The organism is Ancylobacter sp. G4_0304, from assembly GCF_047501495.1.
Classification (GTDB): Bacteria; Pseudomonadota; Alphaproteobacteria; order Rhizobiales; family Xanthobacteraceae; genus Ancylobacter.
In genome coordinates, this window is the sequence record NZ_JAZDRM010000017.1 from 52,307 (window position 1) to 64,370 (window position 12,064).

The window sequence follows — 12,064 nt, forward strand, 5'->3', positions numbered from 1 at the left end:
TCAGCCGTTTCGCGCGTTCTGCCGGGCCTCGACCAGCGCCCACCAGCCGGCGAGCGTCGGGTTCTCGGCGAATTCGGCGAATTCCAGCTCCAGCCCGCCCTCGCTCCACGCCAGCACCAAATTCATGGCGCGCATGGAATCGAGGCCGAGGTCCATCAGGCTGTCCTCGTCGCCGATCTCGGAGGGGTCCTCGTGCAGCATACGGGCGATGTCGGCGCGCATCTTCTCCCTGGTCACCGGCTCGGCCGGGATGACCATGCGCTGGATATCGCCGGGTTCGATGCTCATCGCAGCAACTCCACAATCTGCTCGGTGGCGAGCGGCACGCCGCAGACATCCGCTACGTATATCAAAGCGAGGTCGTGCTTCTCGCGGGAAAAATCGGCCAGCGCATCGGCGGCCATGAAAGGCTCGATGTCGCGCATGAAGGCGTCGGCGGCGGTGAGCGTGCAGCCGATATGGGCATAGACGCCGCAGATGACCAGCTGGTCGCGGCCGCGCGCGCGCATCAGCGTCTCAAGGTTCGAGCGCTGGAACGCGCTGTAGCGGTGCTTCACCAGTACAAGATCGCCGACTACCGGCGCCAGCGCCTCGTGGATCGGCTGGTGCTCGGGCGCATCGCTCATTCCCGGCCCCCAGAGGTCGGCCTGAAGCCCGCGGTCGCGCCGGTCCTGGTTGCCATGCTGCGCGGTGTAGAACACCGGCACGCCCGCCGCCCGCGCCGCCGCGATCAGCGTGGCGATGTTTGCAATCGTCGTGCGCATCGGCTCGGCATCGTGCTGGTAGATGCGCAGGAAATAGTTCTGCATGTCGTGGACCAGCAGCGCCGCGCGGTGCTTCTCCAGAGCCCAAGGCGCGCGGGCAGCGGGCAGTTCGTCGGCGCGCGGCAGTTCATAGGTGCCGATGACCGGAAGGCCGGGCTTGTCCGCCATGCTCACGCCTCTGCCTGTTCGAGGAAGCGGCGGCGCAGGCTCGCGCGCAGCTCCTTGCGAGAGACCTTGCCGACCGCCGTGGTCTCGAACGCGTCCACGAACACCACCTGGTCGGGCACCTTGAAGTCGGCGAGGCCGCGCGTGCGCATCCACGCCTTCAGCACCGCCGCCTTCGGCATCTCGCCCTGCGCGATGACGAAGGCGCAGGAGCGCTCGCCAAGGAAGTCGTCGGGCAGCGACACCACCGCGGCATCGAACACGTTCGGATGGGCGAGGAGATGATCCTCGATCTCTTCCGCCGAAATCTTCTCGCCGGCGCGGTTGATGTGGTCGGTGGCGCGGCCCTGCACCACCAGATAACCTTCCGCCGTGCGCTTCACCACGTCCCCGGTGCGGTAATAGCCGTCCGGGGTGAAGGCGCGGGCATTGGCGCCGTCATTATTGTGATAGGCGCGGATGGTGTAGGGCCCGCGCGTCAGCAGGTTGCCGGCCTCGCCCTCGGCCACGGGCCGGCCCTCGTCGTCGAGGATCAGCACCTCGTCATCGGGGCTGATGGGACGGCCCTGCGTTCCGACGATGGTCTCTTCCGGGTCGTCGAGGCGGGTGTAGTTCACCAGCCCCTCGGCCATGCCGAACACCTGCTGGAGCGTGCAGCCGAGTATCGGTCGCACACGGCGCGCGGCTTCCGGCATGAACTTGGCGCCGCCAACCTGAAGGACCTGGAGCGAGGACACGTCGTGCTTCGTGCCCGGCGCCGCCTGCATCCACAGCAAAGCGAGCGGCGGCACGAGGCCGACCATCGTCACCTTCTCGCGCTCGATCAGCGCGAACGCGACCTCCGGGCTTGGCGACGGGCTCATCACCACAGTGGCCCCGGCATGAAGCGTGCCGAGGAAACCGGGCGAACTCATCGGGAAATTATGCGCGGCCGGCAGCGCGACCATGTAGACGGTCTCCGGCGTCATGCCGCAGATTTCGGCGCTGGCGCGGAACGAATAGATGTAGTCGTCATGGGTGCGGGGGATGAGCTTGGACAGCCCCGTCGAGCCGCCGGAAATCTGCAGGAACGCGACCTCGGAGGGGTCGGCATCCTCCGGCAATTCGCCGTTGAAGGCGGGCAGCGCGTCGAGCGCGACGAACGGCCCGCCCTCGCCCACCACCACGACATGCTCCAGCGCCGGCACCTCGTTTTGCACCTGCGCTGCAAGCGCGCGGTAGTCGAAGCCGTCATGGCTGGAGGCGATCACATAGCCACGCGCCTCCGCCGTACGGGCAAAATGCGCGATTTCCACCACGCGGTGGGCGGGCAGCGCATAGACCGGCACCAGTCGCGCCCGGAACAGGGCGAACACGACGGAGAGGAACTCCGCGATATTGGGAAGCTGCACCACCACCCGGTCGCCGGGCTTCAGCCCCAGCGCCAGGAAACCGCCCGCCAGATGTTCGGCACGCGCCAGCAGCTCGGCATAGCTCCAGCGCGTCTCGCCCGCGACCACGGCGGTATGCCCGGCAAAGCGCGCCGCCCGCTCGCGCAGCAAGACGGAGAAGGTCTCGCCGCGCCAATAGCCTTTTTTGCGATAGCGCGCGGCCAACTCGGCCGGCCATGTCTGCGTCAGCGGGATCACGCCGCATCCTCCGACAGAGGGTGCCCGTCTTCGTCGATGCCGAGCGCGCGCAGCAGCGCGGCGAACTTGGCGGAGGTCTCGTCACCCTCGGCCTGCGGGTCGGAACCGGGCACGATTCCGGCGCCGGCATAGAGCCGCGCCTCGGCGCCGGCGATCTCGGCGCAGCGGATGGCGACATGCCAGGTGCCATCGCCCGAGGCGTCGCACCAGCCGACCGCGCCGGCGTAGAAGCCGCGATCATAGCCTTCGAGCGCCGTGATCGCCCGGTCCGCCGCCGCGCGCGGCGTGCCGCAGACCGCGGGCGTCGGGTGCAGCAGCGCGGCGATGTCGACCGACGGCATCGCGGCATCGCGCAGCCGCCCGGTGATGCGGGTACCGAGATGCCACATGCTGTTGGTCGCGGTGAGCTGGGTGCCCTCCGGCGCACCGAGTTCGGCGCAATAGGGCGCGAGCTGGTCGAGAATGGCGCTGACCACCTCGCGGTGCTCGCGATTGTCCTTCTCGGAGGCCAGCAGCGCGCGCGCCGCCGCCTCGTCGGCCACCTTCTCTCGCGAACGCCGGGCAGAGCCGGCGAGCGGATGGGAGAAGATGGCCGCACCCTGCTTGTCGATCAAGAGCTCCGGCGTCGCGCCAACCAGCGCGCGGGGGCGCTCCCCGGGCAGCGGTACGCAAAACGCCACGGCATGGTGGTCCTCCGCGAGCCGGCGCAGCAGGGCGCTGGCCTCTACCGGCCGATCCGACGTCAGACGCAGGCTGCGCGACAGCACGATCTTGCGCAGCCCGTCCTCGCCGCGCGCCATCATCGCCAGAGCCTCCTCCACCGCCGCGCGATAGCGGGCGAGCGAAGGCTCGGGCTGCGCGGCCCAGCGCGGGGCGGCCACCGGCGCGGCCGGCACGAGCGCCGGCGGGGAAAAGGCGGCGGCGAAGCAGTCCCGGCCGGGGCTGCGCGAGACCTCGGCCGGCTGGAACAGATGGGCGGGCGCGCGATGATCGTAGGGCAGCGCCCCGACCAGCAGCCGCGCACCCGGATGATCGGCGAACCAGGCGCCGACCCGCTCGCCGAGCGGGCGCTCGCCGGCCGGCACCACGCCGAGGCAGCCCCGTCCGACCACCGTCTCGCGATCCGACACCAGCGCGAAAGGCAGCGCCGGCGCGAAACTCGCCTGCGTTCCGGCATCGCGCATGCGCATCGCTCCGTTCGAGGGTGCGGTCATCGGCAGGATTCCTGTTCAGGTCGAGCCGCGCCCCGTACGGAACGGGACGCGGGAGAGGGTCGAGCCCAGCCCCGCAGGGAACGGGGCGGGGAAAGGCATCAGGGCTTGATCAGGGTCACGGTGTCGCCGAAGGGATCGACCATCGGCACCGGGCGGGGGCGCTCGCCGCCGGGGCCAGCGGCGGGCTGCGCACCCGCAGGCACGGCCGCCGCGGAAACGGGCGGCGCGCCGGCGGCGGCCGGGGGCGCCGAAGGACGCGGGCGCATTGCCGACTTCATCTTCGACGAGACATAGGCATTGCCGGTGGCGGCATCGATCGCCACGGTCTGCGGCATCGAGCCGAGATTGACGTTGGCGACCGGCTCCAGGGTCTTGGTGTCGATCAGCGTCACATAGCCGGCGCGGCGATTGGTGACATAGGCGAGGCTGCGCGCGGGATCGATCGCCACCGAGAGCGCCCCCTCCCCGGTCGGGATCTTCTTGATGATGTTGCCGTCCTTGGCGTCGAGCACCACGACCTCGCCCGAGCCCTGATGCGCGATGAAGAGCTGGTCGCCGCTTGCGTCATAGGCGAGGTTGATGGCGTTGTCGCCGCCCGACGGGAAGGTCTTGACCACCTTCTCGGTGGCCAGGTCGACGACGTGCACCTCGTTGGAATTCATGGTGCTGGCGAACAGCCGCTTGCCCTTGGCATCGAGCGCGATGCCGGTGACGCCACCGGTCAGCCCCTCAATGGCATGATCGAGTTTGTTGGTGGCGCCATCGATGATCCAGATCTCGCTGGGAGCCTCCCGCATGCCGACCACCGAGACATAAACCTTGTTGGCATCTTCATCGACCACGATCTGGCGCACATGGGCCTTTTCGCCCTTCGCCACATGAGCCACGATCTTGCCGGTGTTGAGGTCGATCGCCGAGACCGAGCCGTCGCGCGTCTGGGTGCCGTAGAGCGTCTTGGTCTTGTTGTTGACGCCGAGGCCGAACATCGGATCCTCGCCCAGCGCAATGGTCTCCTTGACCTCCAGCGTCGTCGGATCGAGTCCCAGGACGAAGGTTTCCTTGGCGCCCCGCGTGCCGGCGGCGGCGACATAGACGCGATTGGTGGCCGGGCTGAACACCAGCTCATAGAGCCCCGCGCCGGGCTTCGCCTGCTTCACGAATTCCGGGTCCGCGAACGCGGCGCCGCTGAACGCCGCCAGCGCGGTGGCGGCGAGGATCAGGCTGCGCAAGCTGGACCGGGCGGGACGGGCAATGATCGGCATGGCGTTTCTCCGTTGGAAAAGCGGGGGACGCGGCGCGGGCGCGCGTCAGGTCGGGTATGTCAGTCGAGATCGATCCAGTTCGGGCCCTTGACCGGCACGGCGAGGAACCGCTCGTTCAGCGCGCGCTGCGTGGCCTCGACATCGAGATCGGCGAAGAGTTCGGGGTGGACCCATTTGGCGAGCAGCCCGACGGTGAGCACATCGAGCGGCGAGTTCAGCAGCTGGTGGGACAGCCCGTGCACCCGGCCCTCGCGCACCGCGTCGAAGCCCGAGAAGCCGGGGCGGGACACCACGCCCTCCAGCGTCTGGCGCGCGCGCTCCGAGCTATATTCCGGGCCGACCAGCAGCCCGGCCGTGCCTTCCATGTGACTGCCGCCGGTCGCGATATAGACCTGCGGATCCTGCGCGATGATGTATTCGAGATTGAGCTTGCCGAAGGCGCGCGGGATCACCGCCGCGCCGATATTGGTGCCACCCACGCTCTCGATGATGTCGCCGACATTGCCGCGCCCCGGCGAGTTGCAGCAATCGGCGGTCATCGCGGCATGGGGTTCGAGGAACACCCGCGGGCGCTTCTCGGCGGGCAGGCCGGCGACCTTGGCCTTGATCGCGTCGAGCTGGGAGCGGCGGAAGGCGAGGAAATCCCCGGCCTGCGCCTCGCGCCCGGTGGCCTTGCCGAGCAAGGTGAGGCTCGGCTCCACATTGGTGAGCGGATGGGTGAAGAAATCGATCACCACCACCGGGATGCCGGCCGCCTCGATGCGCGCGCGCTCCTCGTCGGAGGGCTGCGAGCCGAGCGAGAACACGGCAAGGTCCGGCTTTGCCGCCACCACCTGCTCCACCGAGAGAGCCCCCGCCGAACTCGCCACCTTGGCGAGCTGGTCGATTGCCGGGAATTTGGCGCGGTAATCCTCGAAGGTCTGCTTGCCGATGCGGTTGATGTCGCGCGGCCAGGCGGCGAGCACGCTCACCGGATCGGGATGGATGAGCGACAGCGCGATGAGGAAGCGCCCGTCATCGATCAGCAGCCGGCTCGCCGGCTTCTCCAGCACCACCTCATGGCCGGTGACATCGGTGAGCGCGACCTGCGCCTGCGCGCCGGCCGGCATCAGGCACAGCATCAACGCGGCGACAACGATTCCGGCGAAACGGTGGGCGAAAGCCGTCCAGACATAGGACAGACGGCTGGATGGACGATCCGCTCGGCTTCGCATCATGGAGAACTTCGTAGACGGTGAACGACAGTGAAGGTGCCTATCCGCCTTCTGCACCCAGACCGTCAACTAAACAATCCGTAATCGTTTGTTTTTAATTAGTCTAATCTAAGAATATCCAGATCCATGCCTATTATTACTTCAAATAAGGTGCACACATCTTACCAGGCGCGGAGCTGGCGACTCGCATGGCCGCGCAGGCCCGCGACGGCGGGACGGCGCGTGCAGGCATGAAAGCCGTTACGAAGCTGGTGGCCAGCCACAACAAATAGCCGTGGCGAACCGGGTGGCGAACCCAGCCATAAATTATTGATTTATAAGGCGTTTGGCGTCCCGGAAGGGATTCGAACCCCTGACCTACGGTTTAGGAAACCGTTGCTCTATCCTGCTGAGCTACCGGGACGTGGAAGACGCGACTTCCCTGCCATCCGGCCGCCGGGTCGGATGGCGCCCTAGCGTATGAAGCGAATCGGCGTCACGGGCAAGCATCGCGGTAGGCGTCGGCTGGCCCTCATATGGGCGGATGGCATGCGCCGCGCATTCTTGTATGATGGATGTTGCTGAAATAGCAGAGCGATCGAGGCGCGATGGGCCTGCCATCATCGACCGTCGCGGCGAGCCGGCCGACCGGACGCACCCTCCGCCCCAGCGTGACGCGCCGGGCCGGCGCTTTCCCGCGCGCCGTCATCGCCGCCCCCGCCCTGTTCGCCGCACTGTTGCTGACCGCGCAGCCCGCCTTTGCCGCCCCGCCGTGCCCGGACGACTACCGCCCGCTCGGACGTATCGCTGCCGTGACCGGCGCGGGAGAACTGGTGCTGGAAGATTCCCGGCTCGTGCGCCTCGCGGCCGTTGACGCCGCCGGCGGCGAGGCGGCGATGGTAGCCTCACTCACCCGCACCGCTCCGGGGCGGATGGCGAGCCTCGCTTCGGCCCACGAAGGCACTGACCGCCATGGCCGCACGGCCGGACTGGTGCGCCTTGAGGCCGAAGGCGGTCAGGGCGCGCTCGATGTGCAGGCCGCACTGCTGGCCGACGGCCTCGCCGTCGCGCGCCCGGAGGCAGGCTTTCTCGGCTGCATGACGGCGCTGGCCACGGCCGAGCGCCCGGCACGGCTCGCCCGCCTCGGCCTCTGGGCGCGCCTGCCGATCCCCGCGCACGACCTCGCGGCGCTGGAGGCGCGGCGCGGGCGCTTCACGATCCTGGCAGGTCGCGTGCTAACGGTTGGAACCGGGCGCGCAGTCGATTATCTCAATTTTGGCGCGGTCTGGCGCAAAGACGCCACGGTTCGACTGGAAAAGGACATCGGCCGTGCGTTGACGCAGCGTGGAATCGCGCTGGCCGATGTTGCCGGGCGGCGCATCGCGGTGCGCGGCGCGGTGGTCGAGGACGGCGGACCGGCCATCGACATACGCTGGATCGAGCAGATCGCGGCGTGGGATGAGGATTGGGAAGGACAAGAGGCGGGGCATCAGTGAGGACGGCAGGACGGCAGGAGGCTCGGCCGGGAACGGTCCGCGGGTCAGGCGATCGCCTGCGCCGCATGGTCTCGCTCGCCCTCGTCGCCGGTTTTTCGCTGCTGGCCGCCGCCTGCGCCAGCCTCAACGAGCCGGCAAATCCCAACGCGCCCCTCTCCGGCGAACCGGCCTTCGAGGACTCACTCACCCCGGTCCAGCGCAAGGAACATGAGCGCCTCGTCGCCTCCTATGGCGGGATCTACGATGACCCCAAGCTCCAGGCCCTGATCCAGAGCATCGTCACCCGGCTGGTGGTGGCCTCGGAGCGGCCGGACCAGCGCTATCGTGTGACGATCCTCAATTCCCCGGCGATCAACGCCTTCGCCCTGCCCAACGGCTCGCTCTACATCACGCGCGGCCTGCTGGCGCTGGCCTACGACAATTCCGAAATCGCCTCGGTGTTGGCCCATGAGATGGCGCATGTCATCGCCAACCATGCCGCAACCCGCGAGGACCAGATGAAGCAGGCGGTGCTGGTCAGCCGCGTGATCTCGGATGTGGTGAACGATTCCGATCTCGGCGCCCTCGCGCTGGCGCGCAGCCGCATCTCGCTTGCCAGCTTCTCGCGCGGGCAGGAACTGGAGGCGGACGCTATCGGTGTCGGCATCAGCGCGCGCGCCGGCTTCGACCCTTACGGCGCCGAGCGCTTCCTGACCGTGATGGGCGAGCAGGCCTCGTTGAAGTCGACCTCGATCGGCCAGACCTCGACGCCCGATAATTCCGACTTCCTGGCGAGCCATCCGGCGACGCCGGAGCGCATCTCCATCGTGATGGCCAATGCCCGCGAATATGCCTCGCCCGACAAGCCGGGCGAGCGCGACCGCAAGCAGTATCTCGCCGCGCTGGACGGGCTGGTCTATGGCGACGACCCGAAGGAGGGCTTCATTCGTGGCAGCCGCTTCTTCCATCCCAAGCTCGGCTTCACCTTCACCGCGCCGCAGGGATTCACGCTCGAGAACACCTCGCAGGCGGTGCTCGGCGCCTCGTCCTCGGGCCGCGAGGCGCTGCGGCTCGACGCGGTTCGGGTGGCCGGCGACCAGAGTCTCGGCCAATACCTGTCCTCGGGCTGGATCGACGGGGTGGAAATCTCCTCCGTCGAAAGCCTGGTGCTGAACGGCTTCCCTGCCGCCACGGCCGTCGCACGCGGCGAGCAGTGGTCGTTCCGCATGTTCGCCATCCGCTTCGGCAGCGATGTCTACCGGCTGATCTTCGCCGCGCGCGACCTGACCCCGGAGCTCGACCGCCAGTTCCGCGCGGCGGCGGAGACCTTCCGGCGCGTCTCCATCGAGGAGGCGGAGAATGTGAAGCCGCTGCGGCTGCGCATCGTCACGGTCGGGCTCACCGACACGCCGGAAAAGCTGGCCGCCCGCATGGACGTGCCGGACCGCCCGCTGGATCGCTTCCTGATCATCAACGGGCTGGAGAAGGGCGCCAAGCTGCCCTATGGCGAACAGGTGAAGATCATCTCGGAATAGGCGAGCACCTTACGCCGGCCCGAAGGCGCCGCGCGGCACGCCGGGACCTTTGGTTAGCGCGATGCGCAGCTTTTCGATGGCGCGGCTCTCAATCTGCCGCACCCGCTCCTTGGATATGCCGAGACGCGCGCCGAGCGAGTCCAGCGTCTCGCCTTCCTCGCTCAGCCGGCGCGCCTTGATGATGCGCATCTCGCGCTCGTTCAGAGCCCGCAGAGCAGAGCGCAGCCAGCGGCCGCGGCGCTCGCCGTCGATCTGGCTGGAAACCTCCTCGTCGGGAAGCGGCCCGGTGGCGACCAGATGCTCCATGCGCTCGGAGCCCTCCTCGTCGCCGGCGCCGAGCGTGGCGTTCAGCGACAGGTCCGGGGCGTGGAGCCGGGCATCCATGCGCGCCACCTCGCCCGGCTCGACGCCGAGCGCGGTGGCGATGGAGCGCTGCATCTCCTCGCGCAGCAGCGGGGCGCCCGCGCCACCATGAGCGCGCTCCAGCGCCGCCCGGACGCGGCGGAGGTTGAAGAATAGAGATTTTTGGCCAGATGAGGTGCCACCACGCACGATCGACCAGTTGCGCAGCACGTAATCCTGAATCGAGGCGCGGATCCACCAGGTCGCATAGGTCGAGAAGCGCACCTCATGCGCGGTGTCGAAGCGGGCAGCAGCCTCCAGCAGGCCGACATGGCCCTCCTGCTCCAGATCGGAGACCGGCAGGCCGTAATGCCGGAAGCGGCGGGCGATCGACATGGCGAGGCGCATATGCGAGCGCACCAGCGCATGCAGCGCCTGCTGGTCGCCGGCCTCGCGCCAGCGGCGGGCCAGCTCGTATTCTTCCTCGCGGGCCAGCAACGGCGCCCGCAGCGCCGCGTCGAGAAGGCTGCCCTCACGGCCAGGCCGAACATCCATGTGCGCCCTCCTCCACACCCAATGCGCTGGCGCGAAGTGCCGATCACACGCCGCGCAACCAAATGGCCAAACGCACCGGGCGACCTAAAGTTCCATCCGAGAACTTCCGTAAGGGAACTCGCAGGGGGATGGGACGCCAAAAAGCAAAAGCCCGGCGCGGAGCCGCGCTTTTGTCGGAGATCGGTAAGGTCGGCGCCGGGATGAAGGCACCCGGCCAGCCGCGATCAGGCGGCGGCTTCCTCGGCCTCGGCGTCGTCGGCCTCGGCAATCTCGGCATCCGTCTCGCCCTTGCCGAGACGGCGCGGCCCCTTCAGCAGGTTGGTCTCGATCATCTTGATCGCTTCGGTCTCGGTGAGGTTCTCCACCGCGCCGAGCTCGCGCGCCATGCGGTCGAGCGCGGCCTCATAGAGCTGGCGCTCGCTGTAGGACTGCTCGGGCTGGGCGTCGGAGCGATAGAGATCGCGCACGACCTCGGAGATCGCGACCAGATCGCCGGAATTGATCTTGGCTTCATATTCCTGCGCGCGGCGGCTCCACATGGTGCGCTTCACGCGGGCGCGGCCCTTGAGGGTCTCCAGCGCCTTCTTGAGCACGGCAGGCTCGGACAGCTTGCGCATGCCGACAGAGGCGATCTTGGGAACCGGCACACGCAGCGTCATCTTGTCTTTTTCAAAGTTGATGACGAACAGTTCGAGCTTGAAACCCGCGACTTCCTGCTCCTCGATCGCCATGATACGTCCGACGCCGTGGGACGGATACACGATATGCTCACCCGTCTTGAAACCCTGGCGGATATTGGACGGCTTCTTCGTCGACGACATGCTGTGCCTGCTCCTGGGTCTCGGTTCTTCCGGCGCCCGCCACCTCGGCAGGCACCGCCCCCGGCTCATGCCGAAGGTACAAGAAACACCCCGGCTTCCACGGATGAGGAAGCCGTACTTCAGCCGACAATGGAAAACGTGAGCGACACCGCCACATGGCCTGAGCCATGCGTCAGACGAAAACCCGATGAAAATTCCGGGGAAGCCGCTCCATCAGAGGAGCGTCGCACCATGACAAACCCAATCGACTGCACGAAAGAGCTTATAACACAAAATGTGGGGAAATCAAAATACTGCCGCACCGCAGCGCGCCGCCGGCCTTGAAGCCGCGACGCCCGGTGAGCTTGCCTGCACGACGCAGAAGGTGCCGTGCGGTCAGTCCTGCTTACCCGGTTCGGGAGAAAGATACTGTAGCTTATCGGCTACACCATCCCATTCCTTCGCATCCGGCAGCGGGTCCTTTCGGTCGGTGATATTGGGCCACACCTTGGCGTAGTCGGCGTTCAGCGTCAGCCACTTTTCAAGCCCAGGCTCGGTGTCGGGCTTGATCGCCTCGGCCGGGCATTCCGGCTCGCACACGCCGCAGTCAATGCACTCGTCGGGATGAATGACAAGGAAGTTCTCGCCCTCGTAGAAACAGTCTACGGGGCAAACGGACACGCAGTCAGTGTACTTGCACTTGATGCAATTATCCGTGACGACGTAGGTCATTCATCCAGTCTCCGTGCAGGGCCTGTAATTTGGCCTGCGGTTCTCCCCTAGCGCACCGCCCGTTGCGGCGCAAGGCACATCCCCGGCACCATTCCCGCTCACCCGGCATGGCTGCCCGGCGCATCGGTCAGGTCGATATAGCCGCCGCCGCTTTCGCATCGCCGCGGCGCTCGCTGAAGCCGGCGACCTCAAGGATGCGCACCCGGCCGTCCAGCGCGATGGTCACTGCGTCGCCGAGGCGCACGGCATGGCCGGGGGCGAGGATGCGCGCACCGTTCAGCCGCACGCGGCCGGCCTTCACCAGCGAGGCGCAGGCGGTGCGGGTGCTCGCCACCCGCGCATGCCACAGCCACACGTCCAGCCGGTGGCGCCCCTCCGAGGTTTCGACCGCGCCCAAGC

At 67.8% G+C, this 12,064-nt stretch carries 12 protein-coding genes and 1 tRNA gene; 2 read left to right on the forward strand and 11 right to left on the reverse strand.

Annotated features, from left to right (window positions below; genetic code table 11):
* The 7 genes from VRZ77_RS11545 to VRZ77_RS11575 all read right to left on the reverse strand — a co-directional run bounded on the left by VRZ77_RS11545 (window position 1) and on the right by VRZ77_RS11575 (window position 6,650).
* Complete coding sequence (locus VRZ77_RS11545) at window positions 1-288, reverse strand: phosphopantetheine-binding protein (protein ID WP_414592804.1); 288 nt, start codon at window positions 286-288, stop codon at window positions 1-3.
* Window positions 285-932, reverse strand: coding sequence for an isochorismatase family protein (locus VRZ77_RS11550; RefSeq protein WP_414592805.1), 648 nt, complete (start codon window positions 930-932; stop codon window positions 285-287). The genes VRZ77_RS11545 and VRZ77_RS11550 overlap by 4 nt, the downstream gene beginning before the upstream one ends.
* Window positions 933-934: 2 nt before the next feature.
* Window positions 935-2,557: a (2,3-dihydroxybenzoyl)adenylate synthase gene (locus VRZ77_RS11555; RefSeq protein WP_414592806.1), complete on the reverse strand. Its 1,623-nt coding sequence runs from the start codon at window positions 2,555-2,557 to the stop codon at window positions 935-937.
* Window positions 2,554-3,771 carry an isochorismate synthase gene (locus VRZ77_RS11560; RefSeq protein WP_414592807.1) on the reverse strand — a complete coding sequence of 406 codons (1,218 nt, stop codon included), beginning with the start codon at window positions 3,769-3,771 and terminating at the stop codon, window positions 2,554-2,556. Before VRZ77_RS11560 ends, VRZ77_RS11555 begins: the two co-directional genes overlap by 4 nt.
* Window positions 3,772-3,869: 98 nt before the next feature.
* Entirely contained in the window at window positions 3,870-5,033 is a 1,164-nt protein-coding gene (locus VRZ77_RS11565) for a YncE family protein (protein WP_414592808.1), read from the reverse strand.
* Between the two features lie 59 nt (window positions 5,034-5,092).
* On the reverse strand, window positions 5,093-6,250 hold the full coding sequence (locus tag VRZ77_RS11570) for an ABC transporter substrate-binding protein (protein WP_414592809.1): 1,158 nt from the start codon (window positions 6,248-6,250) through the stop codon (window positions 5,093-5,095).
* 323 nt (window positions 6,251-6,573) lie between these two features.
* Window positions 6,574-6,650: transfer RNA gene (locus VRZ77_RS11575), tRNA-Arg, on the reverse strand.
* A gap of 184 nt (window positions 6,651-6,834) precedes the next feature.
* Here VRZ77_RS11575 and VRZ77_RS11580 point away from each other — a divergent pair.
* Both VRZ77_RS11580 and VRZ77_RS11585 read left to right on the forward strand, forming a co-directional pair.
* Window positions 6,835-7,722, forward strand: coding sequence for a thermonuclease family protein (locus VRZ77_RS11580; protein WP_414592810.1), 888 nt, complete (start codon window positions 6,835-6,837; stop codon window positions 7,720-7,722).
* 65 nt (window positions 7,723-7,787) lie between these two features.
* Window positions 7,788-9,236: a M48 family metalloprotease gene (locus tag VRZ77_RS11585; protein ID WP_414592811.1), complete on the forward strand. Its 1,449-nt coding sequence runs from the start codon at window positions 7,788-7,790 to the stop codon at window positions 9,234-9,236.
* 9 nt (window positions 9,237-9,245) lie between these two features.
* Here the strand turns inward: VRZ77_RS11585 and VRZ77_RS11590 are convergent, their stop codons facing one another.
* From VRZ77_RS11590 to VRZ77_RS11605, 4 genes are all read right to left on the reverse strand, one after another.
* Window positions 9,246-10,133, reverse strand: coding sequence for an RNA polymerase factor sigma-32 (locus VRZ77_RS11590; protein ID WP_414592812.1), 888 nt, complete (start codon window positions 10,131-10,133; stop codon window positions 9,246-9,248).
* A gap of 224 nt (window positions 10,134-10,357) precedes the next feature.
* Entirely contained in the window at window positions 10,358-10,954 is a 597-nt protein-coding gene (locus tag VRZ77_RS11595; protein ID WP_414592813.1) for a CarD family transcriptional regulator, read from the reverse strand.
* Window positions 10,955-11,329: 375 nt separating this feature from the next.
* Complete coding sequence (gene fdxA / locus VRZ77_RS11600; RefSeq protein ID WP_213753914.1) at window positions 11,330-11,665, reverse strand: ferredoxin FdxA; 336 nt, start codon at window positions 11,663-11,665, stop codon at window positions 11,330-11,332.
* A 127-nt stretch (window positions 11,666-11,792) separates the two neighbouring features.
* Window positions 11,793-12,062: a S4 domain-containing protein gene (locus tag VRZ77_RS11605; RefSeq protein ID WP_414592814.1), complete on the reverse strand. Its 270-nt coding sequence runs from the start codon at window positions 12,060-12,062 to the stop codon at window positions 11,793-11,795.
* Between the last annotated feature and the right edge of the window lie 2 nt (window positions 12,063-12,064).

What these genes read in the sequence shown, in the direction of transcription:
- VRZ77_RS11560 (WP_414592807.1), bottom strand. Translation starts at nt 3,771, where the DNA reads ATGACCGCACCCTCGAACGGAGCGATGCGCATGCGCGATGCCGGAACG.
- VRZ77_RS11570 (WP_414592809.1), bottom strand. Translation starts at nt 6,250, where the DNA reads ATGATGCGAAGCCGAGCGGATCGTCCATCCAGCCGTCTGTCCTATGTC.
- VRZ77_RS11595 (WP_414592813.1), bottom strand. Translation starts at nt 10,954, where the DNA reads ATGTCGTCGACGAAGAAGCCGTCCAATATCCGCCAGGGTTTCAAGACG.
- fdxA (WP_213753914.1), bottom strand. Translation starts at nt 11,665, where the DNA reads ATGACCTACGTCGTCACGGATAATTGCATCAAGTGCAAGTACACTGAC.
- VRZ77_RS11590 (WP_414592812.1), bottom strand. Translation starts at nt 10,133, where the DNA reads ATGGATGTTCGGCCTGGCCGTGAGGGCAGCCTTCTCGACGCGGCGCTG.
- VRZ77_RS11580 (WP_414592810.1), top strand. Translation starts at nt 6,835, where the DNA reads ATGGGCCTGCCATCATCGACCGTCGCGGCGAGCCGGCCGACCGGACGC.
- VRZ77_RS11545 (WP_414592804.1), bottom strand. Translation starts at nt 288, where the DNA reads ATGAGCATCGAACCCGGCGATATCCAGCGCATGGTCATCCCGGCCGAG.
- VRZ77_RS11550 (WP_414592805.1), bottom strand. Translation starts at nt 932, where the DNA reads ATGGCGGACAAGCCCGGCCTTCCGGTCATCGGCACCTATGAACTGCCG.
- VRZ77_RS11585 (WP_414592811.1), top strand. Translation starts at nt 7,788, where the DNA reads ATGGTCTCGCTCGCCCTCGTCGCCGGTTTTTCGCTGCTGGCCGCCGCC.
- VRZ77_RS11565 (WP_414592808.1), bottom strand. Translation starts at nt 5,033, where the DNA reads ATGCCGATCATTGCCCGTCCCGCCCGGTCCAGCTTGCGCAGCCTGATC.